Origin of the sequence: Actinomadura graeca (genome assembly GCF_019175365.1) — a bacterium.
Classification (GTDB): domain Bacteria; phylum Actinomycetota; class Actinomycetes; order Streptosporangiales; family Streptosporangiaceae; genus Spirillospora; species Spirillospora graeca.
Map to the genome: position 1 here is coordinate 5712358 of NZ_CP059572.1, position 26740 is coordinate 5739097.

27 protein-coding genes are annotated in these 26740 nt (G+C 72.7%); 7 read left to right on the forward strand and 20 right to left on the reverse strand.

Features of this window, described 5'->3' with window-relative positions; all coding sequences use genetic code 11:
- Positions 1-19 precede the first annotated feature (19 nt).
- From AGRA3207_RS25470 to AGRA3207_RS25540, 15 genes are all read right to left on the reverse strand, one after another.
- Positions 20-706, reverse strand: coding sequence for a class II aldolase/adducin family protein (locus AGRA3207_RS25470; protein ID WP_231329531.1), 687 nt, complete (start codon positions 704-706; stop codon positions 20-22).
- Positions 703-1578 carry an alpha/beta hydrolase gene (locus AGRA3207_RS25475; protein ID WP_231329532.1) on the reverse strand — a complete coding sequence of 292 codons (876 nt, stop codon included), beginning with the start codon at positions 1576-1578 and terminating at the stop codon, positions 703-705. The genes AGRA3207_RS25470 and AGRA3207_RS25475 overlap by 4 nt, the downstream gene beginning before the upstream one ends.
- On the reverse strand, positions 1575-2423 hold the full coding sequence (locus tag AGRA3207_RS25480) for an alpha/beta fold hydrolase (protein ID WP_231336388.1): 849 nt from the start codon (positions 2421-2423) through the stop codon (positions 1575-1577). The genes AGRA3207_RS25475 and AGRA3207_RS25480 overlap by 4 nt, the downstream gene beginning before the upstream one ends.
- 2 nt (positions 2424-2425) lie before the next feature.
- A complete protein-coding gene (locus AGRA3207_RS25485) occupies positions 2426-3181 on the reverse strand; it encodes a dienelactone hydrolase family protein (protein ID WP_231329533.1) in 756 nt (251 codons plus the stop codon).
- Entirely contained in the window at positions 3165-4013 is an 849-nt protein-coding gene (locus AGRA3207_RS25490) for an IclR family transcriptional regulator (RefSeq protein WP_231329534.1), read from the reverse strand. The genes AGRA3207_RS25485 and AGRA3207_RS25490 overlap by 17 nt, the downstream gene beginning before the upstream one ends.
- Before the next feature lie 7 nt (positions 4014-4020).
- The gene (locus tag AGRA3207_RS25495) at positions 4021-5004 is read right to left on the reverse strand and encodes a sugar ABC transporter substrate-binding protein (RefSeq protein ID WP_231329535.1); all 984 of its coding nucleotides are present in this window, start codon (positions 5002-5004) and stop codon (positions 4021-4023) included.
- Between the two features lie 49 nt (positions 5005-5053).
- The gene (locus AGRA3207_RS25500; RefSeq protein WP_231329536.1) at positions 5054-6028 is read right to left on the reverse strand and encodes an ABC transporter permease; all 975 of its coding nucleotides are present in this window, start codon (positions 6026-6028) and stop codon (positions 5054-5056) included.
- Positions 6025-7566, reverse strand: a complete 1542-nt coding sequence (locus tag AGRA3207_RS25505) for a sugar ABC transporter ATP-binding protein (RefSeq protein ID WP_231329537.1) — start codon at positions 7564-7566, stop codon at positions 6025-6027. Before AGRA3207_RS25505 ends, AGRA3207_RS25500 begins: the two co-directional genes overlap by 4 nt.
- A 1-nt stretch (position 7567) precedes the next feature.
- Positions 7568-7822 (reverse strand): hypothetical protein, encoded by a 255-nt coding sequence (locus AGRA3207_RS25510; protein WP_231329538.1) that lies wholly within the window; start codon positions 7820-7822, stop codon positions 7568-7570.
- Complete coding sequence (locus tag AGRA3207_RS25515; protein WP_231329539.1) at positions 7819-8637, reverse strand: DODA-type extradiol aromatic ring-opening family dioxygenase; 819 nt, start codon at positions 8635-8637, stop codon at positions 7819-7821. The genes AGRA3207_RS25510 and AGRA3207_RS25515 overlap by 4 nt, the downstream gene beginning before the upstream one ends.
- Positions 8637-10847, reverse strand: coding sequence for a hydantoinase B/oxoprolinase family protein (locus AGRA3207_RS25520; protein WP_231329540.1), 2211 nt, complete (start codon positions 10845-10847; stop codon positions 8637-8639). The genes AGRA3207_RS25515 and AGRA3207_RS25520 overlap by 1 nt, the downstream gene beginning before the upstream one ends.
- Positions 10844-12937, reverse strand: a complete 2094-nt coding sequence (locus AGRA3207_RS25525; protein ID WP_231329541.1) for a hydantoinase/oxoprolinase family protein — start codon at positions 12935-12937, stop codon at positions 10844-10846. The genes AGRA3207_RS25520 and AGRA3207_RS25525 overlap by 4 nt, the downstream gene beginning before the upstream one ends.
- 345 nt (positions 12938-13282) lie before the next feature.
- Positions 13283-14230: a pentapeptide repeat-containing protein gene (locus tag AGRA3207_RS25530; RefSeq protein ID WP_231329542.1), complete on the reverse strand. Its 948-nt coding sequence runs from the start codon at positions 14228-14230 to the stop codon at positions 13283-13285.
- Positions 14231-14397: 167 nt separating this feature from the next.
- Positions 14398-14946 carry a hypothetical protein gene (locus tag AGRA3207_RS25535; RefSeq protein ID WP_231329543.1) on the reverse strand — a complete coding sequence of 183 codons (549 nt, stop codon included), beginning with the start codon at positions 14944-14946 and terminating at the stop codon, positions 14398-14400.
- Between the two features lie 210 nt (positions 14947-15156).
- Positions 15157-15774: a TetR/AcrR family transcriptional regulator gene (locus AGRA3207_RS25540; protein WP_231329544.1), complete on the reverse strand. Its 618-nt coding sequence runs from the start codon at positions 15772-15774 to the stop codon at positions 15157-15159.
- Positions 15775-15995: 221 nt separating this feature from the next.
- Here AGRA3207_RS25540 and AGRA3207_RS25545 point away from each other — a divergent pair, with 221 nt between their 5' ends.
- The 4 genes from AGRA3207_RS25545 to AGRA3207_RS25560 all read left to right on the forward strand — a co-directional run bounded on the left by AGRA3207_RS25545 (position 15996) and on the right by AGRA3207_RS25560 (position 20143).
- A complete protein-coding gene (locus AGRA3207_RS25545) occupies positions 15996-17021 on the forward strand; it encodes a substrate-binding domain-containing protein (protein ID WP_231329545.1) in 1026 nt (341 codons plus the stop codon).
- On the forward strand, positions 17021-18040 hold the full coding sequence (locus tag AGRA3207_RS25550) for an ABC transporter permease (RefSeq protein WP_231329546.1): 1020 nt from the start codon (positions 17021-17023) through the stop codon (positions 18038-18040). The genes AGRA3207_RS25545 and AGRA3207_RS25550 overlap by 1 nt, the downstream gene beginning before the upstream one ends.
- Positions 18041-18049: 9 nt before the next feature.
- Entirely contained in the window at positions 18050-18937 is an 888-nt protein-coding gene (locus AGRA3207_RS25555; protein ID WP_231329547.1) for an ATP-binding cassette domain-containing protein, read from the forward strand.
- A 90-nt stretch (positions 18938-19027) separates the two neighbouring features.
- Entirely contained in the window at positions 19028-20143 is a 1116-nt protein-coding gene (locus tag AGRA3207_RS25560) for a serine hydrolase domain-containing protein (protein ID WP_231329548.1), read from the forward strand.
- 85 nt (positions 20144-20228) lie between these two features.
- Here the strand turns inward: AGRA3207_RS25560 and AGRA3207_RS25565 are convergent, their stop codons facing one another.
- Genes AGRA3207_RS25565 through AGRA3207_RS25575 form a run of 3 tightly spaced genes read right to left on the reverse strand, consistent with a single transcriptional unit; the run spans position 20229 to position 23043 of the window.
- Positions 20229-21002 carry an IclR family transcriptional regulator gene (locus AGRA3207_RS25565; RefSeq protein WP_231329549.1) on the reverse strand — a complete coding sequence of 258 codons (774 nt, stop codon included), beginning with the start codon at positions 21000-21002 and terminating at the stop codon, positions 20229-20231.
- 14 nt (positions 21003-21016) lie between these two features.
- Positions 21017-21973 (reverse strand): PDR/VanB family oxidoreductase, encoded by a 957-nt coding sequence (locus tag AGRA3207_RS25570; RefSeq protein WP_231329550.1) that lies wholly within the window; start codon positions 21971-21973, stop codon positions 21017-21019.
- On the reverse strand, positions 21970-23043 hold the full coding sequence (locus AGRA3207_RS25575; RefSeq protein WP_231329551.1) for an aromatic ring-hydroxylating oxygenase subunit alpha: 1074 nt from the start codon (positions 23041-23043) through the stop codon (positions 21970-21972). Before AGRA3207_RS25575 ends, AGRA3207_RS25570 begins: the two co-directional genes overlap by 4 nt.
- 264 nt (positions 23044-23307) lie before the next feature.
- Here AGRA3207_RS25575 and AGRA3207_RS25580 point away from each other — a divergent pair, with 264 nt between their 5' ends.
- Positions 23308-24099 carry a sulfite exporter TauE/SafE family protein gene (locus AGRA3207_RS25580; protein WP_231329552.1) on the forward strand — a complete coding sequence of 264 codons (792 nt, stop codon included), beginning with the start codon at positions 23308-23310 and terminating at the stop codon, positions 24097-24099.
- A gap of 36 nt (positions 24100-24135) precedes the next feature.
- Here the strand turns inward: AGRA3207_RS25580 and AGRA3207_RS25585 are convergent, their stop codons facing one another.
- Complete coding sequence (locus AGRA3207_RS25585; protein ID WP_231329553.1) at positions 24136-24366, reverse strand: DUF5988 family protein; 231 nt, start codon at positions 24364-24366, stop codon at positions 24136-24138.
- A 25-nt stretch (positions 24367-24391) separates the two neighbouring features.
- Complete coding sequence (locus tag AGRA3207_RS25590; RefSeq protein ID WP_231329554.1) at positions 24392-24943, reverse strand: flavin reductase family protein; 552 nt, start codon at positions 24941-24943, stop codon at positions 24392-24394.
- Positions 24944-25211: 268 nt separating this feature from the next.
- On the opposite strand from AGRA3207_RS25590, the gene AGRA3207_RS25595 reads away from it, so the two are divergent.
- Both AGRA3207_RS25595 and AGRA3207_RS25600 read left to right on the forward strand, forming a co-directional pair.
- Positions 25212-25952 carry an AfsR/SARP family transcriptional regulator gene (locus AGRA3207_RS25595; RefSeq protein WP_231329555.1) on the forward strand — a complete coding sequence of 247 codons (741 nt, stop codon included), beginning with the start codon at positions 25212-25214 and terminating at the stop codon, positions 25950-25952.
- Positions 25949-26716, forward strand: coding sequence for a thioesterase II family protein (locus tag AGRA3207_RS25600; protein WP_231329556.1), 768 nt, complete (start codon positions 25949-25951; stop codon positions 26714-26716). Before AGRA3207_RS25595 ends, AGRA3207_RS25600 begins: the two co-directional genes overlap by 4 nt.
- Positions 26717-26740: the final 24 nt, after the last annotated feature.

Sequence of the window (26740 nt, forward strand, 5' to 3'; positions counted from 1 at the left end):
CACCACCCTCTGACGCGTTTCACCCCTCCGGCAGCCGCCGGACCAGGTACGACCAGGCGGCGTCGAGTTGCGAGGGGCCGTAGCAGCGGGCCCTCTTGGCGAGGGCCTCCGCCTCGTCCGAGTGGTCGTAGGTGCCGGTGACCGCGGCGACCTGGAGCTGGAGGCGGCACGCCTTCTCAAGGAAGATCGCGGTCATGACGGCGGTGGGCACGTCGGGTCCGGCGGTGACCAGGCCGTGCCGGTGGAGGAGGAGGGCGTTGCGGTCGCCGATGGCGTCGGCGACGGCCTCGCCGAGGGCCCGGTCGCGGATGAGGTCGCCGGTGGCGGTGAAGCGGGCGATGTCGGGCGGCCAGAACAGGGTGCCCTCATGGCCGACCGGGTGGAGGGGGAGTCCTGTCGCCGCGAAGGCGACGGCCGACTCGGCGTGGCTGTGGACCACCGCGCCCACGTCGGGCCGGGCCGCCATGATCTCGGTGTGAACGGGGTATTCGAGATGGACGCGGCCGTCGCCTTCAAGGCGTGTCCCGTCACGGTCGATGAGCACCACCTGGGCCGGGGTGATCTCTTCCATGCCGTGACCGGCGGCCTTGAGCCAGACTCCCGCCCCGTCCGGGTCGCGGAGGGAGAGATGCCCCCAGATGAGGTCGGCGTTGCCGTGCGCGGCCAGCACACGGCAGCCGACGGAGACCTGGTCGGCGGGGGTCACCGGGAGTCCTGGGCGAGGAAGTCGCCGACGATGCGGTTGAACTCGCCGGGCTGCTCGAACATGGGCCAGTGCCCGGCACCGGCGATCGTGTCGAAGGTGGCGTTGGGCAGGATCTCACTGGCGCGGCGGCCGACCTCGGCGGGGGTGGTGGGGTTGTGGTCGCTCCACAGCACGAGGGTCTCGTGGCCGATGGAGGCGAGGTCGTCCTCGTCCAGCATGTAGGCCCGGTTGGCCTCGCCGGGCTGCTCGGCCACGAGTTTGGCGAGTGCCTTCTCGGTGCCCGGCAGCGTGTAGTAGCGGTAGCGGCATTCGACGAGCTCGTCGGTGACGGTGGCGGGATCGTGCATCAGCCATTCCAGCCGTTCGCGGACGCTCTCGCGGGTCGGCGCCGAGGCCGCCTTGGTGGTGACGGCCTTGACCTGGGCGTGCACCCGTTCGCTCTCGGTGGCGCGTCCGGGATCGGACAGCAGCAGCCCGGCGCCGGTGACGGACACGATCCTCCCGACGCGGCCGGGATGCTTCAGCGCGGTGTAGAGGGCGATCCAGCCGCCGAGGGACTGGCCGACCAGGTGGGCGCGTTCGGCTCCGATGGCGTCGAGGAAGCCGATGAGGTGCCGGGTGAAGACCGGTGCGTGGTAGGTGACGTCGGTGGGACGGTCGGTCAGGCCGTGGCCGAGCACGTCGATCGCGTAGACGCGCAGGCCGCGTTCGGACAGCGGCACGACGTTGCGCAGGAAGCCTTCGGCGTGGCCGGTGAGCCCGCCCATGAGGATGACGGCGTCGCCGTCCCCGGCCTCGATGGAGCGGGTGCGCCACCCGGCGGCGTCGCGGAAGCGGGTCTCGGCGCCGAGGGAGTCGGTCCAGAAGGTCATGCGTGGTCCTCCTTGCTGAGGAAGTCGATGAGGGAGGCGTTGACGAGGTCGGGCCGCTCGTAGTGCGGCCACTGCTTGGCTTCGGGGACGGTCAGCAGGCGGGCGCGCGGGACCGCGGAGACCGCCGCCCCGACGACGGCCGCGGGCGTGTGCCCGTGCTCGCCGCGGACGAAGAGGACGGGCTGCGTCAACGCCCGGAGCCGCTGCGGGGTGAGGAGCGAGGGCCCGTTGTCGGCGGCCCTGACCAGCCGGTGCACGCGCCGGGCCGCGTCGGGCCGGTACAGCTCGGCGCGCACGCGGACGAGCTCGGGATCGACCCCGGCCGGGTCGGCGAGCAGCCCGGCGAGCCGCGTCCGGACGGCGTCGGGCGTCGCCTCGGCGTACGCCCGGCCACCGCGCTCGTAGGCCGTCCGCACCACGGGGTCGGCGAGCCGTTCGGCCTCCGGCTGGAGCCCGGCCGGTTCGATGAGGACGAGCCGCCGCACCCGTGCGGGCGCCCGCACCGCGGCCAGCGCGGCGACCCAGCCGCCCAGGGACTGGCCGACGAGGTCGACGGCGTCCACGCCGAGCGCGTCCATGGTGGCCAGGGCGTGGCCGGTCAGGTCCTCCACCGTGTAGGACCCGGACGGCGACCGGCCGGTGAGCCCGTGGCCGAGGAGGTCGAAGGCGATCGCGCGGCGTCCCGCGGCCGCGAGCGCGGGAAGGGTCCGCGCGAAGGTCTCCAGGTGGCCGCCCCGCCCGTGCAGCAGGAGGATCGGGTCTCCCGAGCCGAGGGCGGCGACGCGTGTCGGCACCCCCGCCGCGGTGGCGTGCCGGACCTCCGCGCCGAACAGGTCGGTCCACATGCTCACAGGTGCTTCTCCAGGAACGCGACGGTCCGCTCCCAGGTGAGGCGGGCGGCCTCGGGATGGTGGTTGGGGTGGGTGTCGTCGTGGTAGGCGTGCCCGGCGTCCTCGTAGACGTGGACCTCGGTCTCCTGCCCGGACTCTTTGAGGGCGGTGCCGAGGCGGGCGACCTGGTCGAGCGGGATGACCTCGTCGGCTCCGCCGAAGTGCGCCTGGACGGGGCAGCGGACATCGCCGGCGATGGCGATGCGGGACCGGACGCGGCCGGTGGGGCTGTAGGACGGCGGCAGCTCGGGCAGTCCGTAGAGCGGAACGGCGCAGGCCAGCCGGTCGGTCGTGGCCGCCCAGGCGAGCGCGAGGCCGCCGCCGAGGCAGAACCCGAGGACGGCGGCGCGCGAGGCGTCGACGTCGTCGCGTCCCGCGAGGTGGTCCAGGCCCGCCTCCAGGTCGGGCAGCGCCTGCTCGTCGCGAGCGGCGAGGAAGGCCAGGGCACGGCGCTCCTCGGGGGTCGTGTAGTCCTGCGGGGGCCGGCCCCCGATCCTGCTGTACAGGTCGACGGTCAGGCAGGCGAAGCCCTCGTCCGCGATCCGTTCGGTGACCCGCTCCCGGTGGGCGGTGACACCGAGGTTCTCGTGCGCCATGATCACCACCGGTGGTGGGACGCCGCCGCCGCGCCGCGGGGGCAGCGCCAGGTAGCCGCGGATCTCGTCGGGACCGCTGGGGAAGGTCACCCAGCGGGCTTCACGGGTCTTCTGCATGATCGGTGTCTCCGGGTCGGCCCGCGCGTGGCGGGGAGTGCGGACGCTCGGCGGCGGTCTGGCCGAGCAGGTGCTTCATGTGGTTGCCCAGGGCTTCGAGCCGACGGCGCGGCATGCGCGTGATCCGTCCGCAGACCGCGATCGCCCCGGCGGGCCTGCCGCCGACCATCACCGGGACGGCGACACCGGCGATCCCGGCGATGAACTCGCCGATCTCGACGGCGTAGCCGTACCGCCGTGAGGTCTCCAGTTCGCGCCGGAGCACGTCAGGGTCGGTGATGCTGGCCGGGGTGCGCTGGGCCAGCGGCAGCCGGGCGACGATCTCCTCGCTCTCCTCCCGCGGCAGGCCGCTGAGGATGGCGCGGCTGATGCAGCCGTTGGCCAGCATCGAGCGCCGTCCGAGCGGCGACAGCGACTCCGGCGAGTACGGTGCCTCCCGCTTCCCGGTGATGAGCAGCGACCTGTCGCGCCAGTCGATCTCGGCGATCAGCACGGTCTCGCCCGTCGAGCGGATCAGCTCCTCGGCGACGCCCTGCGTCAGGTGGGACAGGGCGGTCGTCGTCGAGACCAGGCTGCCCAGTTCCAGCAGCCGGTTGCCCAGGATGTAGGCGCCGTCCCCCTCCTGGCGGAGGAACCCGCGTTCGACGAGGGTCACCGCGATGCGGTGGGTGCTGGTCTTCGGCATCCCGGCGGCCTCGGCGAGCCCGGTGAGCTGGAAGCGGGGGTGCGCCGCGCTGAAGGCGCTGAGCACGTCCAGTGCGCGGTCGACGGAGCGTACTCCGCGGCGGCGTGCGCGGCCGCCGCCGGGACGAGGGCGAGGAGAGTCGGGCATGGTGACCTCACGAGCAATAGGGTGGCGCTTCACTCGCATTCTCGCTGGTCACGAGCACATCGGGGACGGTGGCGATCTTCTTGACGCCGCTCGTGCCGCGCAGCAGGCCGACGACGTTGTCCACGGCCATCTCACCGACGCTCTTGGGGGTGTTGCTGACGGTGACCGCGAAATCCCCGTCCTTGACGGCCTTGACACCGGCCTCGCTGCCACCGTTGGTGAGGATCTTGATGTCGTCACGTCCGGCGGCCTTGAAGGCGGCCAGCACGCCGAAGGCCATGTCCTCGTTGTGGACGAACACGTAGGAGACCTTCGGCCGGGCCTGGAGGAGGTTGTCGGCGACGTCCTGCGCCTTGGCCCGCTGCCAGAACGCCGGCTGGTCGAACACGACCGTGGCGCCGCCGCCCAGGCTCTGCTTGAAGGCGCTGTTCATCAGGTCGGCGGCGGCGCCGGGCGCGCCGCCGATGATGCCGACCTCGGCGGGCCCGCCCCCGGCGTCCTTGACGAGCCACGCGCCGAGCTCGCGGCCGACCTTGCGCACGTCGGTGACGACCGCGCCGAGGATCGTGCTCTGGTCGACGGACGCGACGGAGGTCAGGAAGATCGGAATGCCCGCGCGGTTGGCGCGGCCGATCCCGCCCTCCAGCGAGTCGATGTTGACCGTCTGCACGACGATCGCGTCCACACGCTTGACGATCATGTCGTCGATGTTGGACAGCTCCTTGGCCGGGTCCATGGCCGAGTTCGCGGTCAGGACCTTGACCCCGGCACGGTCGGCGCGCGCCTGGAGGGCCTTCTGAAGGCAGGTGTGGAACTCGATGGAGTTGCCGTTGACGAAGCCGAGCGTCAGCTTCTTGCCCGATGACGCGGGCGTGGCGGTGGCGTCTCCCTTGTCGACGCTGCAGGCCGAGAGCGCGAGACCGGCGGTCAGGGCGAGGATCGCGGCCCTGCTTCGAGTGGCGTGTCGGACGATGCCCAGGCTGGCGGACATACTGTTCCTCCCGATCGGGGTGGGTTGACGGCGGAGGGCCAGGGACCGGTCAGTGGGGACGGCCGCGCAGGTGGTTGGTGACCGCCGCGACGAGCAGCACGGCGCCGAGCGCCACGTCCTGGTAGTCGGCGTTGATCTGGAGCAGGTTGATGGCGTTGGTGACCACGCCCAGGAGCACGACCCCCAGGACGGTGCCGGCGACGGTTCCGCTGCCGCCGTGCAGCGCGGTGCCGCCGATGACCACGGCGGCGACCACCGTGAGCTCCAGGGGGAGGCCGCCGGTGCCGGGGCTGGCCGCGCCGAGCCGGGCGACGAGCATGACCCCGCCGAGCCCGGCGAGCAGCCCGCCGAGGGTGTAGAGCAGGAGCTTGGTCCGCGCGACGGGGATGCCCGCGAGCCGGGCGGCCCGCTCGTTGCCGCCGATGGCGTAGGCGTTGCGGCCGAACGCCGTCCAGCGCAGCACCAGCCCGGCGGCGGCGCAGACGACGATCGCGACGACGACCAGGGCGGGGATCACGCCGAGGACCTCGCCGAACCCGAGCGGCGTCAGCGCCTCGCCGATGGAGACGCTCTTGCCGTCGATGATGAGCAGCGCGGCGCCGCCGAGGCCGGTCGAGGTGGCGAGCGTCGCCACGAAAGGCGTGACCCGCAGGAACGTCACGACGAGCCCGTTGACCAGGCCGGCCGCCGCACCCAGCGCGAGGGCCAGCGCGGCGGCGGTCCACTCGTCCACGCCCGCGACGATGAGCTGCGCGGTGACGCCGTGGGCGACGGCGGCGATGGTCCCGAGCGAGAAGTCGATCCCGCCGGCGGTCATCAGCAGGGTGAGGCCGGCCGCGAGGACGGCGACGACGGCGATCTGCTGGGACACGTTGAGCAGGTTCGGGCCGGTGAGGAAGGCGTCGCTGCGCAGCGCGGTGAAGGCCCCGATGATCAGGAGCACGGCCAGCAGCCCGGCATGGCGGGACAGGCCCGGCGGGAGGCCGGTCCGCAGGTGCCCCTTCGCCGCGGTCAGTGTGGTCATGGCTGGTCCCCTCCGGCGGTGAGCGTGACGAGGTCGTCCCGGCTCACCTGGTCCATGGGCAGTTCGGTGACGGCCCGGCCGGCGCGCACCACGACGACGCGGTCGGCGAGCCGGATCACCTCGTCGATGTCGGAGGAGCCGAGCAGGACGGCGGTGCCGCGCTCGGCGAGGCCGTCGACGATCGTGTGGATCTCGGCCTTGGCGGCGATGTCGACGCCGTTGGTCGGCTCCTCCAGCAGGCAGGCCGCGGGGGCCTCGTCGAGCCACGCCGCCAGCAGGACCTTCTGCTGGTTGCCTCCCGACAGGGCCGCCACCGCCGGGTCGTCCTGGAGCGTGGTGACGCCGTAGCGTTCCCGGGAGGAGCGGGCGCGCGCGTGCACGTCGCGCCAGCGCACCAGCCAGGGCCGGAGCCGTCCGCGCCGCACCAGGTCGAGGTTCTCGTCGACGCCCAGGCCGGGCACGAGCCCGTAGGCGAGCCTGTCCCCGGTCACGCAGCGCAGCCCGGCGCCGAGGGCGGCGGCGACGCTGCCGGACCGGATCGCGGCGCCGTGCACGGCGACGGTCCCGGACCGCGCCCGCCGCAGCCCGCTGAGCAGCCCGAACAGCTCTGCCTGGCCGTCGCCTGCCGGGCCGAGGACGGCGACGACCTCGCCGGCCCGGACCTCCAGGTCGAACGGCCGGAGCCGTCCGCCGCCGAGCCCGGACAGCGTCAGCACCGGTGCGCCGGGTGATCTGCGGGCCTCCGGCCTCCCCTGCACGAGGCGGTCGCCGACCATCGCGCGGACCAGGGTGGGCAGGTCGAGCGCCGCGCGGTCCGCGACGGCCGCGACCCGGCCGTCGCGCATGATGGTGACGCGGTCGGCGAGGGACAGCACCTCGTCCAGGTGGTGCGAGATGTAGACGATCGCCGTGCCGCGGCCGCGCAGGGTGCGGACGAGATCGTGGACGCGTTCGGCGTCGCGGCCGCCGAGGGACGCGGTCGGCTCGTCCAGGATGAGCACCCGCCCGCCGTAGTGGACCTCCCGTGCCATCTCGACGAGCGTCTGCCCACCCGGGCCGAGGTCACCGGCGCGCTCGCCGAGGGCGACGTCCAGGCCGAGGTCGGCCAGGGCGGCGGCGGCCTCCTCCCGGGCCTTCCGCCACAGGACCCTCCCCGCGCGGGTGGGAAGCCTGCCGAGCAGCAGGTTCTCGGTCACGCTCAGCCCCGCGACGAGGGTGCGCCGCTGGTGGACGATGCGCACCCCCGCCGCGTGGGCGCGACGCGGAGTGAGCGGGCCCTGGGGTCGCCCGTCGATGAGGATCTCGCCGTCGTCCTGGGGGAACGAGCCGCAGATCAGTTCCACCAGGGTCGACTTGCCCGCGCCGTTCATGCCGACGACCGCGTGCACCTCGCCGGGCCGCAGCGTGAAGTCGACGCCCGCGAGCGCCTGCGCCCCGCCGAAGGACTTGCGCACGCCGCGCATCTCCAGGACCGGGACGTCTTCCGCGGACGACCTCCCCAGGCCCGCCGGTGTTCCGTTCGCGTCGGTCACGGCCATGTCAGGTACCGGCCTTCGCCGTGGGGTACATGTCCTGGTGGGCGACCCCGAGGACGACCATCAGGTTGCGCAGCGCGACCGGGTTCATCCCTGCGGCGAGCAGCCACGACGCGTCCCTGCCGGTGACCGCCCGCCGCTCCGGACCCGTCAGCCGGTACCCGTCGAGGACGGCCGCGGGGGACTCCAGGTAGCGGTCGAGCAGGCCGGGGGTGTGCTCCAGTTCCCGGGCGAGCCGGTTGAGGCCGACGATGCTCATGCGGTCACCTCGAAGGCGGCGATGCCGATCCCGACCGTCCAGGCGGGCATGGGACGGTAGGCGTGCACCCGGGCCGGGCCGCCGGCCGCGCCCGCGGCGACGAGCCACGTGCGGATCTCCAGGGCGCCGTTCCCGGCCTCGTCCAGGATCGTGGCGTCGTCCCAGGTGACGATCTCCTCGCCGCCGCCCCGCTCCAGCAATCCCAGCAGCCTGCCGTCGAAGTCGGCGTTGATGTCGCCGAAGCGCGGCAGCCCGACCCAGTGCGACAGGCCGCCGGTGCCGATCACGCCGACCCGGACGCCGCCGGGCAGGGCCCGCACCGTCTCGCGCAGCGCGGCGCCGAGGGCGAGGCAGCGGCGCAGGGTCGGCAGCGGCGCGGTGGTGCAGTTGACGAACAGCGGCACCACTCCCGCGGCGGCCGCCGCCGGGAGCTTCGCCAGGGGGACCATGAAGCTGTGGTCGAGCGCCATCGTGTGCGAGCGCGCCAGGTCGAACCCGCGGACGGTGAGGCCCGTGAGCAGCGCCCCGGCGATGGCGGGCCGTCCGGCGACGGTGCCGCCGGGGTTGCCGAACTCCGCCCACCCCTCGTGCTCGCCGGCGACGCCGAGGCAGAAGGCCGGGTAGTTCTCCAGCCCGAACGTCTCGTAATGGTCGGTGGCGACCAGGACCACGGCGTCCAGGCGGGCGGCGGCGATCTCGGCGTCGAGCCGCCGCCACGCCTCGTGCAGCACGCCGGAGACGTCCGGGTCGGCGTCGGGGTTCTTGACGATCGCGCCGACGTGGGAGGTCGCCGCGGCGAACGCGAGGTGGCCCATCATTCCTCCTTGCCGGTGAGCAGGCGGATGTCGTCGGGATGGGCGGCGCCGCGCCGGACCACGTCGGTGGCCTGGAGCCGGCCGCACGACGGGCAGGAGTAGGCGCGCAGCTCAAGGCCGTCGTCCAGGCGGGTGGCATGGCTGAACGCGTGGATGTCGCGGCAGGAGCGGAGCGCCGCGTGGGCGCGCCACGGCTCGTCGGTGGCGGACAGCACGCATCCGCAGGCGCAGGCGATCCAGCGGCGCCCCTCGGCCTCGACGACCTCAAGGCCGTCGCCCATCGGGTGGACGCGGGTCCGCCCGCCCCGCGGCTGCTCCGGCAGGGGCAGCTCGGCGGGCAGCGCCCGGCGCTCGGCGCGCAGGCCGTCGCGGCGGGCGGCGGTGGCGGCGGCGTCGACCCGGCCGTCCTCGCCCAGGACCGCGCCGTAGAGGCGGATGGCGGCGTCCGGGGTGACGGCCCCGAAGTCCAGGTCGGCCTGGACGGCCTCGGCGGGCCGGTCGAGCGGGTCGCCCCAGCCGCCCCCCGCCTGCGGCACGGTGGCCAGGACGTCATCGTCACCGAGGGGGTAGAGGCCCTGGCGGCCCCGCATGACCGGACGCTCGCCGGACAGATCGTCCACCGCGGGGACCGCCCCGGCGGCGAGACGCGCCTTGACGTCGCTGCCGCGCACGACCGTGCGGGTGTTCTGCGCGCCCGGGTAGCCGCCGAAGATGCCCGTGGAGTTCGGCACCTCCCAGCCGTGCGCCGAGTTCAGCGCGGTGACGTCGCGGCCGCCGTGGACGGTGTAGGCCGCGCCCATGCTCATGCCGCCCCGGTGCCGTCCCGCCCCGCCGGAGTCCGCGACCAGGCCGCGCCACAGGTACAGCAGCGGCGAGTCCATCTCGACGGCCTCGACGTTGGAGATCTTCTGCCGCTCGATGTTGTGCTGGCCCTGCGTCCAGGCGCCGTCGCGGTGCGCGTAGGCCGCGCCGCCGGTGGCCAGGCAGTCCATGATCACGTAGGTCTGGCGCGCGCCGTTCTCGCCCGCCCCGGTGAGGACGAACTTGTCGGGGCCGCCCGCGGGGCCCGCCTGGGCCTCCCGCAGCAGCTCGTCGGAGCAGGCCGCGAGCTTCGACAGGCACTCCAGGGCCGTCATCTCGACGAGCCAGCCAGCCTCCAGCGCACCGCCGCTGACGGCCGCCGGGCGCGCCGCGTTGCAGATCAGCCCCTCCGGGCACGCGACGTCGACCGGCTTGAACAGGCCCTCGTTCCACGGGGCGTCGAAGGCCAGCGTCGGCAGCAGCGCCGCCGCGATCCCGGCCATCATCCCGGAGCGGGCGCAGTTGATGTACCCGCCGGCCTGCGGCGAGGATCCGGAGAGGTCGAAGTGCAGGGTGTCGCCGCGCTTGGTGAGCACCAGGTCCACCTCGTAGGTCGCGTTCGCCCGCGACCGGGCGAGACCGCCGTCGTTGTCGAGGAAGGCGCGGGAGTGCAGCCGCGCGTCGGGCAGCAGCGCGAGCCGGTTGCGCAGGCGGCGCTCCGACAGGCCGATGAGGTTGGCCATCACCGTGCGGACCGTGGCCGCGCCGTACCTGCCGGCCAGCGCGGTCATCGCCCTGACCGCCGTGTTGTTCGCGCCGATGAGCGCGCGCAGGTCCAGGTTGACGGTCGGGGCCATGCGCGTGTGATTGAGGATCAGGTCCCACACGTCGGTGCGCACCTCGCCGCCGTCGACGAGCTTCGTCGGCGGCATCTGCAGGCCCTCCTGGTAGGAGTCGGTCGCGTCGATGCAGAAGCTGCCCGGGGTCATGCCGCCCACGTCGACCATGTGGCACATCGCGCCGGTCCAGGCGAGCAGCTCGCCCTCGAAGAAGATCGGCGCGATGAGGCCGACGTCCTGGGCGTGGACGGTGCCCTTCCACGGGTCGTTGACGATGAACATGTCGCCGGGGCCGATGCCGGGCGACCCGGTGCAGTCCTCGATGACGGAACGGGTGATCGCCGCCATGGACGAGGCGTGCGAGAGGATCGTGCGGCCCATCGCGGCGACCGAGCCGTCCGGCAGGTAGAGGCCGACGTTGTAGTCGCTCGCCTCGACCACGTGGGTCGAGCCCGAGATGGCCGCGAGGGTCGCGCCCTGCTCGTCGGTGATGGCCAGCAGCCGGTGCCGGATCACCTCGAAGGTGATCGGGTCGATGGCGGTGCCGGTGGCGGTGGCGGTGGCGGTCACGCGTCCCCCTTGCAGTCGATAACGAGATTGCTGTGGTGGTCGACGGCCAGGGACTGGTTCGGGCCGAGCACGACGGTGGTGCCGACGAACTCCAAGATCGCCGGACCGTGCAGGGTGGCGCCGCTGCCGAGGCCCTCGCCGCGGAAGACCCGGGTGGCGATCCGTCCGGTCTCGGGGAAGTGCACGTCGCGTTCGCCGATGAGGGCGGTGTCGGGGTCGGCGGCGCCCGGGTACGGCCCCTCCCGCACGTCGGTGATCTTCACCCGGCCTTCGACGCGCAGCGTGTGGATCTCCACGCCCGCGCCCAGCAGCGCGGTGCCCGCGCCGTAGATCCGCTCGTAGGCGGCGCGGAAGTCCTCGATCAGCGCCCGCAGGACGTCCGTCGTGATGCGGCCGTCCGGGACGGTCAGGGGCAGCTCGTGCGACTGGCGGCGGAACTTCAGGTAGGCCACCCGCGAGAGGCGGACGCGCGGGTCGTCGTCCAGGTCGGCCCGGCATTGCGCGGCCAGCGCGTCGAAGGCGGCGGAGATGCGCCCGGCATCGAGATGGGCCGCCGGGTCCTCGGCGCCGGGCGGGGTGCGATGCACCTCGGTGGTCTGCGCCGCGCGATACCGGTCGGAGGTGACGGCGCCGTAGGCGGAGTGGACCGTCGACGTCGGCGGGACGATGAGCGTCGCGATGCCCGCGGCCTCCGTGTAGGCGTAGGCGTGGGTGGGGCCCGCCCCGCCGTAGGCGTAGACGACGAAGTCGCGCGGGTCGTGCCCCTGCTCGACCGTCACCTTGCGCAGCAGGTCGGCCATCTGGTTGTCGGCGACCCTCCGGATACCGGCCGCGGCGTCCTCGACCGTCAGGCCGAGCGGGTCGGCGACGTGCACCCGGATCGCCTTCTCCGCGAGCGCCCGGTCCAGCGGCATCTGGCCGCCGAGGAAACAGGCCGGGTCGATGATGCCGAGCACCACGTCGGCGTCGGTCACGGTCGGGCGGTCGCCGCCCCGGCCGTAGCAGGCCGGGCCGGGCACCGATCCCGCGCTCTCCGGGCCGACGACGAGCACGCCCGACTCGTCCACCGCCGCCAGCGACCCGCCGCCCGCGCCGATCGCGGTCACCTTGATCCGCGGCAGTGCCAGGTGCAGGTCGCCGACCTCCCCGACCCGCTCGACCAGCGGCTCGCCATCGATGATCAGCCCGACGTCGAAGCTGGTCCCGCCCATGTCCGAGGTGATGACGTCGCGATGCCCGAGCCGCGCCGCGAGCGCCGCCGAGGCCAGCACGCCCCCCGCGGGCCCGGAGGTGAGCATCGACGCCGCGCGGCGCGCCGCGTCCTCGGCGCGCATCACGCCGCCGCCCGAGTCCATGATCGAGAAGTCGCCGCCGAACCCGGTGGCGCGCAGCCGGCCCTCCAGACCGGCGACGTAGTCGCGGATGACCGGGCCGAGGTAGCCATTGACGACCGTCGTGGCCGACCGCTCGTACTCGCCGATGACGGGCGCGACCTCGTGCGAGAGCGTCGTGTACGCTTCCGGCCACTCCTGGGCGATGATCTCGGCGGCCCGCTCCTCGTGCGCGCCGTTCACGAACGACCAGAGGAACGACACCGCCAGCGCCCGCACGCCCTCGGCCCGCAGCCGGCGCAGCGTCGCCCGCACCTCGTCCTCGTCCAGCGCGACGATGTGGCCCCCGGCGGCGTCGGTCCGCTCGGTGATCTCCACGATCCGCGACCGCGGGACGATCGGCTCGGGGTTGCGGCGGCGGCTGTAGTGGCCCGTCCGGGCGCCCATCCCGACCCAGGAGGTCATCGACCGCTGGATGAGCATGGTGTCGCCGAACCCGCGGGTGGTGAGCAGCGCGGTCGGCGCGCCCTTGCGCTCGATGAGCGCGTTGGTCGCGGCGGTGGTGCCGTGCGCGAAGTAGACGACGGCGGCGCAGAAACCGGCGAGGTCCAGCCCGTAAGACCCGGCGGCCAGCCCCAGCGCGTCGACCACGCCCTGGGACCGGTCGTCCGGCGTCGTCGGCGACTTGAACAGCCGCGGGGGGCGCCCGTCCCGCAGGACCACGAGATCGGTGAACGTCCCGCCCACGTCCGTGCCCACAAAGAACCGCGGGCTGGATTCCGATGAAAGGTCCACGCTCTCCCCACAGACTCGACGAAGGAAACGTCAGTACTAACACGACATATCGGCGATATGACGATGGCGATGCGCCGTGGGTCACACTCTGCGAGCCGGTCCCTCTCCGCACAACGCCCCGGTCCGCACTGCGGACCGGGGCGTGCACGCGCGTGACCTGCTGCAACGCAGTCGTCGCAGCACGATTCTTGATCAAGCGGCCCAGGTCGGAGAGGCCCGGCCGGGACACCCGCGCAGGCGAGCCCGTGCCTGCCGCGACTGTTCGTGGCGGACGCGGACGCGACGGTGGAGCGGGCCGTCCAAGCCGAGTCAGAATCGGGTGGTGCTGTCGGTCTGGGCGATTCGGCGGATCTGCTGTGGTGTGATGCCCTGCACGCGGGTCAGGTCCGCGTTGCGCAGGTCCGCGCCGGTCAGGTCCGCGCCGGTCAGGTCGGCGCCGTGGAGCCGTGCACCGTACAGGCCGGCATTGCGCAGGACCGCTTGACGGAGATTGCTGCTGCCCAGGTCCGCTGCGCCCAGCGCGGCGTGGCCGAGGTCCGCGCCTTCCAGGATCGCGCCGCGCAGGTCCGCGACGTACCAGCCCGAGCGCCGCAGCTCGGCGACGGTGAGATATGGCCCGTGGAAGTAGGTGTCCCTTCTGGCGCTGCTGGATGCCGAGCTGGCGAGGTCGGCGCCCGGGATCCGGACGCCGTGCAGGTCGAGTGCGTGGGGCTGGCGCGTCCGGTCGTTGCGGGCCAGGACGGTCAGGGCGGCCTGGACGTCGGCGGCGGGCTCGCGTGGTGTCGCGACGCGAGGGGCGGGCGAGTGGACGCGCACGTAGGCGGCCAGGACGTCCATGATCGTGTTATGGTCGCGGCCGGAATCACCGGCGAGCCGTTCCAGCGCGTAGACGGCGGCGAGCCGGACCTCCTGCCGGGGGGAGCCGAGCTGCTCGACGGCCTTGGTGTACCGGTCGGTGAGCTGGCCCTCCTGCCCGCCGGCGAGGGACTGCCGGGTGAAGTACAGGCCGAGCGCGGTGAGTACGAGCGTCAGCAGGATGCCGCCGGTGTTGAACCACTGGTGCCGGTCCGCGCGCCGCCTGTCCAGCAGTTCCAGCCGTTCCCTGGCGGACAGGGCATCGAGCTGGTCCTGGGTCGGCGGGACGACCCGGGCACGCCACCGGCGCCGGTGGTCTGCCGGGGCACCACCCGGCGGCTGCGTCGGCCGGCTCGTTTCGCTGGCTCCCGGCTCGGCGACCGGGTCGGTGGGCTCGCTCACACCCATCAGACGCGCGCGGCCGCCGCCGCGACTGCCGGCAGGCAGATCTCTCCCGATGGCCCCAGCTCAGAGGACCGGTGCCACCACCCTGCGACGACCCTGCTGGGCTACCACTTCGTGAACTGCCCGGCCACCGGTCTGCGTGCGCGGTGGCCGGGCTCGCGTGGTCAGGTGAGCTTCAGCGAGGAGATCCTGTTGCTCCAGCTGCCCAGGTCGGCGGAGTGGTCACTGGGGCCGAAGCCTGCACCGGTGAAGTTCTTGCCGTCCCGGCCGATCAGGTCGCAGTGGTTGCGGGTGACGAACGAGCTGGTGCGGTTGCTCCACGTGGCGAGGTCCGAGACCTGGTAGTCCACGTCGGAGGTCGAGACGGTGCAGCCGTGGTCTCCGACCAGCGTGAGCGAGGGAGGGTGCTGGTAGCCGGTCTTGTCGTAGAGGATGGCGAGGATCGTCTCCGCGGCGGCGTGCCCGGCGCTGGTGAAGGAGCGGGCTTGCTGCTCGGTGGTGAAGCAGTGCGTGGATCTGGTGTCCAGGTCGGTGACGCAGTGGCGGTGGGTGGCGGTCTCCTGGGACGTGGCCCCGGCGGTGGAGGTCGACGCCGTGTCCTGAGCGGCGAGCGCGGGCGGGGCGGCTGTCAGAGCCATCGCGGCGAGCCCGGTGGCCACCGCCGTGGCCGCGGCGGAGGTGGCCGGTCGCCGGGACGTGCGGAGCTTGGTCATGGGGACTCCGATCTGGGGGAGCGGGCGGCGCGTGTCGCCGTGGTGCTCGCACACGCGCCGCGTTGCGCTTCGTAGTCTCCCTGTGACCCGTTGATGAGCGGTACGTCATGGCCACTTAGGGTCACTCTTTGGCTATAAAGAGTGACATTCTGTTCTGTGGCCTTCAGGTCGGTGCACGCGTGCCTGCGATGGCGGAGCGGCCCGGGCGGCTCACTGCGGAGGCTGGAGTCCGTCGCGCAGGAGGCGCAGGAAGCGGTCGAAGGCCGCGACGGCGTCGAAATCCTGGTTGAAGAGCCATTCGACGGACAGGCCGTTGATCAACGCCCTGATCAGGACGACGTCGATGTCGAGGTCGGCGTCGGGGCGGATCTGGCCGTCGGCGACGCCGCGGCCGAGGCGTTCGACGAGGTCGGCGTGGACGTCCGCGGAGCGGTTGCGGACGTACAAGTGGGCGGGATGGTCCTCGGCGAGGGCCTCGCTGACGATGATGGTCAGCAGGCGCAGCAGCTCGGGGGCCTGCATGCTGCTGCTGAACTGGGAGCTGAGCTCGTCGAGCACGGCCAGGCCGGTGGCGTCGGCGTCGTCGGCGGGCCGGTCGCGTTCGGCGAGCAGGTTCAGCAGCAGGGCCTCCTTGGACGGGAAGTGGTACAGCAGTCCCTGCTGGGAGACGCCCGCGGCCTCGGCGATCGAGGCCACCGAGGCGGCGCGGTACCCGCCCTCGGAGAAGACCTTCTCGGCGGCGACCAGGATCGCGGCGCGGGTGCGCCCGCCCTTGCGGACGGCGTCACGCCCGCGGGGGGTACCGGGACGTCTGGGTGCCAAGGTCATGACGGGACGCTACCACACCTTTTTTACCGAGTGCTCGGTAAGGAAATTCGGACATCAGGGTTGACCGAGACCCTCGTCACATCTAGTTTTTTACCGCGCACTCGGTAAGTAATCGATCGGGCTGCCTGACCTGGATGAAACATGATCAATGGGGTCGGAGCCGGGCCCTTGGGTTCCGTTTGCGTGATTCAGTGCCCCTCCTCCCCGTCAGAAGGAAAGCCGTGAATCCAGCGAGACTGATCTCCCGATCCCACCCCCGTGTCCTGGCCGCTGCGGCATGCGCCGTTCTCCTGACCACCGCCACCGCATGCGGAGACGGCGGCAAGGGCTCCTCGGCGGCCGGCGGGCCGTTGTCCGGTCAGTCGGTCATCCTGGTCGCCGGGCCGCTGTCCGACCCGTTCTTCGGCGCGATGAAGAAGGGCGCCGAGGACGCCGGCAAGATGCTCGGGGTGTCGGTGGACTACACCGCGCCGAACGACTTCAGCAACCCGGCGGGCGACCTGACCCGGCTGATCGAGGCCGCGATCACCAAGAAGCCGACCTCGCTGGTGGTGGGCAACTTCATCCCGCCCGCCGAGGAGCCGCTCATCAAGAAGGCGGTCGGCGCGGGCATCACGGTCACGGTCATCAACTCCGGGCTCGGCTCGTGGGAGTCCCTGGGCGCCAAGGCGTTCGTGGGGGAGAACCCCACCGGGTCGGGCAGCGCGGCGGGCAGGGACCTGGCGGGCAAAGGTGTGAGGCACGGGCTGTGCATCAACCACGTACCGGAGAACCCGGCCCTCCAGCAGCGGTGCGACGGCTTCACCGCCGAGCTGAAGAAGGCCGGCGGTAATGCGGCGATGCTGACCATCCCCTCCAGCCAGGCGTCCGACCAGCAGGCCGTCACCCAGGCCGTCCAGGGCTACCTGCGCTCCCACAAGGACGTCGACGGGATCCTCACCCTGGGCACCGCCGTCGCCCAGGGCGCGCTGAAGGCGCGTGAGGCGTCGGGGGCGAAGACGATCAAGATCGGCACGACCGACATCAGCACCCAGGTGCTGAACCAGGTGAAGGACGGCGCGCTGGAGTTCGCGATCGACCAGCAGCCCTACCTCCAGTCCTTCTACGGGGTCCTGACCGCCTCGCAGTCCAAGGCGTACGGGCTGCGCCCGGCCGGCCCGATCATGACCTCGCCGCTCATCCTGACCAAGGCCAACGTGGACGAGGCCCTCGCCGCCCAGAAGCGCGATGTACGGGGCGCCGCCTGATGCAGAACGTCGTCAACGCGTCCGCCAGGTCCATCGACCTCCGGCAGCGTCTGGTCGAGGTGTTCCGGCGCCCCGACTCGGGCGCCGCCGCGGGGACGCTCCTGGTCTTCGCCGTGTTCTCGGTCACGGCCGGTGACACCGGTTTCCTGACGCAGGCGGGCACGGCCTCCTGGCTGAACCTCGCCGCCGAGCTCGGCATCATCGCGCTCCCGATCGGCCTGCTGATGATCGCCGGGGAGTTCGACCTGTCGGTGGGCTCGAACCTGGCCGCCAGCTCGATGGTCCTGGCGATCACCCAGTCCCGGTGGGACCTGCCTCTCGCGGCCGGCGTGCTGATCACGCTGGCGTTCGGGCTCGCCGTCGGGCTGCTGAACGGCCTGCTGGTGACCCGGTCGGGGCTGCCGAGCTTCATCGTCACGCTCGTGTCGCTGTTCAGCCTGGCGGGAGCCTCGCTCGGCCTGTCCCGGATCATCGCCGGCACGACCAGCATCAGCCTGCGGACCTCCGGTGTGTTCCACGACCTGTTCGCCAAGCAGATCGGCGGGTTCAACGTCTCGATCCTGTGGTGGGCGGCCCTGACCTTCGCCGCCTACTGGGTGCTGTCGCAGGCCCGGTTCGGGAGCTGGATCCTCGCGGTCGGCGGCGACGCCGACTCCGCCCGCCTGACCGGCGTCCCGATCAACCGGGTGAAGATGCGGCTCTACCTGGCCAGCGGGCTGTGCGCGTCACTGCTGGGCGTCGTCCAGGCGCTGGAGTTCCAGAACGCCGACGTCACCCGCGGCCAGTCGTTCGTGTTCCAGACCATCGTCGCCGCGGTCGTGGGCGGCTGCCTGCTGGCGGGCGGCTACGGCTCGGCGATCGGGATCTCCCTGGGCGCCATGACCTACGCGATCGTCAGCCTCGGCGTCTTCTACACCGGCTGGAGCACCGACTGGGTGCAGCTGTTCGTCGGGGTCCTCCTGCTGCTGGCGGTCCTGGGCAACAACCTCGTCCAGCGCCTGGCCCTCACCCGGATCTAGGAGGACACCGTGGAAGACCGTCTAGTGGAGACCGGCGCCGTGGAGACCGGCGCCGTGGAGACCGGCGCCGTGGAGACCGGCGCCGTGGAGACCGGCACCGTGGAGGCCGCGCCCAGTCTCATCCAGGCGCGCGACATCACGATGCGGTTCGGCAATACCACCGTCCTGCACGAGGTGACGTTCGACGTGCGGGCCGGGGAGGTCGTCTGCCTGCTCGGCGACAACGGCGCGGGGAAGTCCACCCTCATCAAGGTGCTGTCCGGGGTGTACCGGCCGACGTCGGGCAGCGTGGAGATCGACGGCACGCCGGTCCGGTTCGCCGGGCCCGCCGAGGCCCGCGCCCGCGGCATCGCCACCGTCCACCAGTACGGCGGCACCGCGCCCCTGATGAGCATCGACCGGAACTTCTTCCTCGGCGCCGAGCCGGTCAAGGGCATCTGGCCGTTCCGCCGGATCGACCGGGACCGCACCGCCGCCGAATCGCTGAAGGCCCTGCGCGAGCTGGGGCTGTCCCGCGTCACCGACGCCCGCCAGCTCGCCGGCACGATGTCGGGCGGCGAACGCCAGGCACTGGCGATCGCCCGCGCCGTCTACTTCGGCGCCCGGCTGCTCATCCTCGACGAGCCGACCTCCGCGCTCGGCGTGAAGGAGGCCGCCCTCGTGCTGAGGATGATCGGCACCGCCCGCGCCAACGGCGTCGGCGTCGTGTTCATCACCCACAACGCCCAGCACGCCATGGCGATCGGCGACCGGTTCGCCGTCCTGATCTCCGGTGCCGTGGCCGCCGCGTTCCGCCGCGGTGAGAAATCGCGCACCGAGGTCCTGGACCTCATGGCGGGCGGTGAGGAGTTCCAGGCCCTGACCGAAGGCATGGAGGACGCCCATGGCCCGGGCTGACGGCCTGCCCGCGAGCCCGATGCCCGCAGGCGTCGGCCTCACTCCGCCCGCCGAGGCCATCGACCGTCCCCATCTCACCCTGAAGGCGGCATGACCAGCATCCTCGCCCCCGGATTCGAAACCCTCCAGGCGCTCTTGGAGCAGTACGCGGCCGATGACCCCGCCTACAGCGCCCAGGTCTGCGTCATCCACGCCGGCCGCACCGTCGTCGACCTCTCCATAGGGGACGACCTCGGACCCGACAGCCTCATGTGCGTCCTGTCGGGCTGTAAGGGCGTCGTCGGCATGTGCATGGGCCTCCTCATCGACGACGGGCTGCTCACGCCCGACACCCCCGTGGCCCGCTACTGGCCCCAGTTCAAGGCGGAGGGCAAAGCAGACATCACGATCAGGCAGGCCCTGTCCCACCAAGCCGGGCTCCCCGGCCTCGCCGGCGGCTGCACCGTCGAGGAACTCGCCGCCCACACGCCCGTCGCCGAACGCCTCGCCGCCATGCGGCCTCTGTGGCAGCCCGGCACCGCCCACGGCTACCACGGCATCACCATCGGCATCCTGGCCACCGAGCTCGTCCAGCGCCTTACCGGCCACAGCTTCGCCGACTTCTACCGGCAGCGCGTCCAGCAGGTCCTGGACGTCGACTTCCACTTCGGTGCCGACCCCGGAGTCCTCGCCCGCACCGTCGACCTCGTCCCGCCGGCGACCCCGGTGCCGCCACCGGCTCCCGACTCGCTCGAAGAACTCATGCTGAACGGCTTCGGCGACTTCCCCGCCCTCGTCGACGTCCCCAACCACCCGGTCATCCGCGCCACCGGTCCCGCCGCCATCGGCGGCATCGGCAACGCCCGCTCCCTGGCCCGCCTCTACGACTCCTGCCTGGACGACACCGGGCGGCGGCTGGTCTCGCCCGCCACGATCGACATGATGACCCAGATCCACACCGTCGGCAGCGACCTGGTCCTGGGCGTCCACAACCGCTTCGGCCTCGTCTTCCAGAACGCCGACACGCGCCTGGACTACGGCAGCCCGTGGAGTTTCGGCCACGACGGCGCCGCCGGCGCCATCGGCTTCGCCGACCCCACCTACGACATCGCCTTCGGCTACATCACCAGCAAGATGCCCGAGCAAGGCGGCGCCGACCCCCGAGGCATCCGCCTCGCCGCCGCGGCCCGGGCCACCCTCCGCACCGCCCGACGACCCACCACCTGACCGCCGCCCCCTCCGCACGCCGACCCCGCGCACCACCTCCCATCAGCCGCCCCCGGAACATCCCGAAAGCGACATCGCGCTCGGATCACTGATCCGGGGTGGCCGAGGGCAGGGCGCGGGAGATGGCGCGGGCGCTGGTGAGCAGCAGCTGCGCGACGGCGTGGGGCGTGGCGCCGCTGCGGTGCACGACCAGGGAGACGGCCGCCACGACATCGCCGCGCGAATCGCGGATCGGGGCGGCGACCGAGAGCGCGTCCATGGTGACCTGCTGGTCGCTGACGGCGTAGCCGCGGATGCGGGTATCGGCGAGGGCGGCGCGGATCGTCCGCGCGTCGGTCATCGTGCGTTCGGTGAAGCGTGTGATCGGACGGGCCAGGACGCGCTCCAGCACCTCGTCGGGGGCGTGGGCGAGCAGGACCAGCCCGACCCCGGTCGCGGTGAGCGCGAACCGGCCGCCGACGCGGGTGAGCACGGGCACCGCCCGGCTCCCCGCGATGCGTTCCACGAAGACCAGTTCGGTGTCCTCGCGCACGGCGAGCTGGACGTTCTCCCTGGTCACCTGCGACAGGTCCTCCAGGAACGGCAGCGCGCTCTCGCGCAGCCCGAGGCCGCGCGGGGCGAGGGAGCCGATCTCCCAGAGGCGCAGCCCGATGTGGTAGCGGCCGTGTGCGTCGCGCTCCAGCGCGCCCCACCCCGCCAGTTCCGCCGCGATCCGGTGGACGGTGGAGACCGGCAGGCCGGAGCACCGGGACATCTCGCTGAGTGTCATCGAGCACCGGTCGGAGGTGAACGCGCCGAGGACCCGCAGGGCGCGCGCGACGACGGGGCCGGTTCGCTCCAAGGGCGCGGGTGCGGGCATCGGCGGCTCCGGGGTCAGAGGTCGAGGACCAGCTTGGAGCCGGTGGCGCGGGAGACGCAGACGAACATCGTGTCGTGCGCGGCCCGCTCGCCGGGGGTGAGGAGAGAGTCGCGGTGATCGACGGTGCCCGCGAGCACGGTGGTCTCGCAGGTGCCGCACGTTCCCTCACGGCATGACGTCAGAACATGCACGCCCGCCTCCTCCACGACCTCCAGGATCGACTTCTCCGGCGGCACGGTCAGGGTGAGCCCGCTGGCGGCCAGCTCCACGTCGAAGGGTTCCGCCTGCTCGGCTTCGCCCGCGTCCCGGGGTGTGAATCGTTCCACATGCAGGGTACCGGCGGGACGGTCCGCGCACCGCGCCTCGACGGCCTCCAGCAGGGGCGCCGGGCCACAGCAGTAGACGAGGACGTCCGGCCGCCGGTCCGACAGCAGCCCGTCGACGTCGAGGCGTCCGCGTTCGTCGCGCGGCCAGAGTGCGACCCGGTCGCCGTGGGCGGCCCGCAGGGTGGCGGCGAAGGCCATCGCCGTCGCCGTGCGCCCGCCGTAGGCCAGTTCCCAGTCCGCGCCGGCGGCATCCACGGCGGCGATCATCGGCAGGAGCGGCGTGATCCCGATCCCCCCGGCGATGAAGAGGTACCGGGGCGAGGGCAGCAGCGGGAAGTGGTTGCGGGGGCCCCGGCTGACGACCATCGCGCCGGGGTGGAGTCCGTCGTGCACGAACGCCGAGCCGCCGCGGCCGGCCCGCGCGCGCTGGACGGCGATCCGCCAGGCCGTGCGGTCCGCCGGGTCGCCGCACAGCGAGTACTGGCGCACCAGGCCGTCGCCCAGGACGAGGTCGATGTGCGCGCCGGGCGTCCAGGCGGGCAGGTCCGCGCCGGCCGGGTCGCGTAGGCCGAGGGCGACGATCCCCTCGGCCGCCTGCTCTCGGGCGGTGACGACGAGCACGCGCCCCGTCCCCGCGTCGGTCATCGGGGGCGTCCCGCGGCGGCCGGGGCGCCCTGCCCGGACGTCCCGGCCGACATCCGCGCGAGCATCCGCCGGGCGGCCAGGCCGCCGGTGTCGATGTTGATCGACAACTCCTGGTACTGGGCCGGTTCGTCCGCGATCACCTTTTCCAGCGTGTTCAGCGCGACGACGTCCTGGAGGACCACGACGCGGTTCTGATGGGCCAGATAGTCCGTGACGTCCTGGTCGTCCAGCGCGAAGTCGCGCGCCACGGCCCAGAAGTCGTGCGTGGTGCGTTCGGTCTCGGGTGTGATCGCGTAGACGACCTCGACGTGGAAGGCGTGCGGGTCGCCGCCGCCGGCGTCGGGGAGCACCCCGGCCGGGGCGATGCGCGAGTGCAGCGTGTACAGGCACGGCGGGCTGTACTCGATGTCCTGCCAGCGCGTGATCCGCCCGGTCAGTCCGGTGGAGTTCGCGTAGAAGGGCGGGCATTCGGCGTCGTCGATGTGGCGGCTGACGCGGACGATCCCCGCCTCCTCGTCCACCTCGGTGGTGATCGGGGTGTCGGCGACCTCGGGCGTGCCGATGTAGCCGCCGTGCAGGTACGTCTCGTGGCTCAGGTCGAGCAGGTTGTCCACGAGCAGCCCGAAGCGGGCCTGGAGCGGCTCCATGCCGGACACGGTGCTGTAGGACGGGGAAGCCAGCCATGGCGCCCGCGGGATACGGGACGCGTCGGCCCCCTCCGGGTCGCCGATCCAGACCCAGACGAAGGTGTCCTGCTCGACCACCGGGTACTTCTTCAACCGCGCCGTACGAGGCACCCGGGTCTGTCCCGGCACGGAGACGCAGACGCCGTCGGCCCCGTAGGTGAAGCCGTGGTAGCCGCAGACCACCTGGTCATCGACCAGCCTGCCCGGCTCCTGGGACAGCGGGAAGCGGCGGTGCACACACCGGTCGGACACGGCGGCGACCTCGCCGGAGCGGGTGCGCCAGAACAAGATCGGCTCGCCGCAGACGGTGCGCGTGAACAACTCGCCGCCGATCTCGCGTCCGTACGCCGCGACGTACCACTGATCGCGGGGAATGCTTGACAACGGCCGGCTCCTTCGGTTCGCGGTTGCTGCCGACCATGGTGAACACGGTCACACGAACGCGGAAGCGGGCTTTCCACATGCCGGAAAGCCGATGTCCGGTGGCTACGCAGGGCACCGCCCGGGCCAGGTGAGGCGATGTGCACCCTCGACCCCGGATGCCCCCACACCCGGCTGACCGTCGTGAGTGGTCGTGGGCAGGGGGGCGCCGGGGAAGGGCGGGGACGATTCCGGCATTCTTGACCGATGTGGTGGGGAACCGGAGCGGTGGCGTTGGTGGCGGGCGTGCTGATCGCTGTGGTGACGGCGCCGGTGGGGGTGTCGGGGGCGGTCTTCTTGCTTCCGGTGCAGCTCAGTGTGCTGGGGGTGCCCAGCCCCGCGGTGACGCCGACCAATCTGCTCTACAACGTGGTCGCCGGGCCTGGGGCGCTGGCGCGTCATCGCCGGACGGGACGGCTGGCCGGTCCGCTGACGCGGCGGCTGGTTCTCGGCACGCTGCCCGGGGTGGTGCTGGGGGCGGTGATCCGGGTGTTCGCCGTCCCGGGCCCGCAGGTCTTCCGGCTGCTGGTCGCGGTGTTCCTGTTGCCGCTGGGGGTGTGGTTGTGCGTGCGCACCGTACGGCCGAGGGTGCGTCCGGCCCCGGCGGGGGCGCCGCGCGGCGAGTCGGAGGATGTGCTGCCGTCCGATGCGTCAATCACCGTGCTGGCGGCAGGGGTCGGAGTGGTCGGGGGGATCTACGGGATCGGCGGCGGCTCGATACTGGGGCCGATCCTGGCGGGTCGCGGGGTGCCGATGGCGCTGGTGGCCCCGGCTGCGCTGGCCTCGACGTTCGTCACCTCCGTGGTCGGCGCGTCGACGTATGCGGTCCTGGCGCTGACCACGGGCGGTGATATCGCTCCGGCCTGGGGTTCGGGGCTTCTGTGCGGCCTGGGCGGCTTGATCGGCGGCTATCTGGGGGCCCGGCTGCAGCCTCGCCTGCCCGAGGTGGCGTTGCGGCTGCTGCTGGGCGTGATGGCGATCACCGTGGCCTGCCTGTACGTGGTGCAGAGTCTGCCGTGAGCCAGGCCGGCCGATGGTGTCGGACGTAACGGGGATCTATTCGGCGATCCTCGTGCGCATCGTCCATTCGAAGACGGTGTCGCTCGCGCCGTCCTTCGTGTCGACGAGTTCGTAGTGCTCGTAGCCGCCGTGGCGCGGGACCTTGACCTTGCGCTCGCGCATCGTCGTGAGGGGGACGTGGGCCCGTTCCGGGGTTTGCAGCGGGCCGCCGACGAGGGTGATCTCGATCGTGTCGCCGGCGGAGGTGTCACTTCGGGCGGTGTGCATCGGGCCTCCTGGTCGCGGGACGGGCTCACAAGGGGGTGTCGCGGCCCGCGGCGGGTGCCGCGAACCGTCCGTACCGGCCCCGGTAATAGATCAGCGGGCCGGAGACGTCGTGGGCTCCGACATGGTGGACCCGGGCCACGACGATGACGTGGTCGCCCGCGACGTGCTCGGCGTCGACCGTGCACTCCAGCCAGCCCAGCGCGCCGTCCAGCAGCGGGAGCCCGGCGGGGGACGGGGACCAGGGCAGGCCGCCGAACTTGGCGCCGCCCGCGCCGGCGAGGCGGCGCGCGTGCTCGCGCTGGTGCTCGGCGAGGAAGCTGACGCAGTGCCGGGCGCCGCGCCGCACCCGCGGCCAGCTGAGGCTGGTGTGGGCCACGCAGAACGACACGAGCGGGGGCGTCAGGGAGACGGAGGTGAACGAGTTGACCACGAGCCCGACGGGCACGCCGTCGTCGAGGCCGGTCACGGCGGCGACGCCGGTGGCGAAGCGGCCCAGCACGCCGCGGAAGGCGACCGGGTCGGGGGGCGCGCCCGCCGGTCTCCGTCCGTTCAGCGGTTCGATGCCCTTGGCCGCCATCGTCGTCCTTCCGCGGGGTCGTCGCCGGAGCGGTGCCTCCCGGCCATGGTCGGCCGGGAAGCTAAAGACGGCCTTAGGACGGACGGCCGGGGCGGCGCGGGCGTGCCCGTCAGTGACATTGCTTATGTTCGATTTACGTAGTTTCTCTGACGAGATCCACCGGGGATCCCTGTAATCCTGGTGCTCCGATTCGGCGTTTCCGATGTCGCCGGATGTGGGTTCTTTCTTCGGAGGAGACTTGCGATACGAGGTCCTTGGGTCTCTTCGTGTGATCGACAACGGGGAGAGTCTGGCGGTCACCGCCCCCAAGATGGAGGTCGTCCTGGCGGCGCTCCTCATCCGGGCGGACCAGGTCGTGTCGGTCGAGCAGCTCATCACCGAGATGTGGGGCGGCACCAAGCCGCGGCGTGCCACCGCGGCGCTGTACGTGTACGTGTCCCAGTTGCGCAAGCTGCTGGCGGTGAGGACGGGCGCCCCCGGCCCCATCGTCACCCGGGCCCCGGGGTACGTGCTGCGCACGGGGACGGACGAGCTGGACCTGCACGTGTTCCAGCGCCTCGTCCGCGAGGGGCGCGAGCACATGCGGCGGGACGAGTACGAGCCCGCGAGCAGGGCCTTCGAGGCCGCGCTCGGGCTGTGGCGGGGGCCGGCGCTGAGCGAGCTGAGGGAGGGGCCCATCATCAACGGGTTCGCGATGTGGCTCGACGAGGTGCGGCTGGAGTGCCACGAGATGCTCGTGGAGACGAACCTGAGGCTGGGCCGTCACCGCGAGATGGTCAGCCTGCTGCACGAGCTGATCCGGGACCATCCGCTGCACGAGGCGTTCTACCGGCAGCTCATGCTCGCGCTGTACCGGTCGGAGCGCCGGGCCGACGCGCTGGGCGTGTACCAGTCCGCCCGTGCCGCCCTGAACAGGGAGCTGGGCCTGGAGCCCGGCCGGCACCTGCGCGAGATGCAACGGTCCATCCTGGCCGCCGCCGACGTCCTCGACGTCCGGCCCGCCGTATGAGCGGTGCCGGGGACCTGTGGCTGCGGCGCTACCATCCCGCGCCGGACGCGCGGGTGCGGCTCGCGTGCTTCCCGCACGCGGGCGGCTCCGCGAGCGGCTACCACGGGATGTCCGCGCGGCTCGCGCCGGAGGTCGAGGTGCTCGCCGTGCAGTATCCGGGACGGCAGGACCGGCGGCGGGAACAGCCGGTCACCGACATCGCCGAACTGGCCGGGCAGGTCGTCGGGGCGCTGGACGGGGAGCCGTCCGACCGCCCGCTCGCCCTCTTCGGGCACAGCATGGGGGCGACCGTCGCCTACGAGGTCGCCCGGCTCCTGGAGCACCGGCGCGGGATCCGGCCGCACACGCTGTTCGTCTCGGGGCGGCGGGCGCCGTCGCGGGTCCGCCCGGAGAACGTGCACGCCGCGGACGACGACGGCGTGCTCGCCGAGCTGGAGCGGCTGAGCGGCACCGACGCCCGGCTTCTGCAAGACCCGGAGCTGCGCGAGCTGATTTTGCCGGTGGTGCGCGCCGACTATGGCGCGATCGAGCGGTACCGCCGTGCGCCCGGTCCCGAGCCGGGCTGCCCGGTCGTGGTGCTGGTCGGCGACGCCGACCCGCTGACCACGGTCGAGGAGGCGCGCGCCTGGGCCGATCACTCGGCGGCCCCCGTGGACGTGCGGGTCTTCCCCGGCGGCCACTTCTACCTGGAGGACCATCTCGAAGCGGTCGTGGAGGTGGTGGCCGGGCGCCTGGCGGCGCCCGCACCCTCCGGCCGCGAATGAGGGTTCCGCCGCACCGCTGACGGC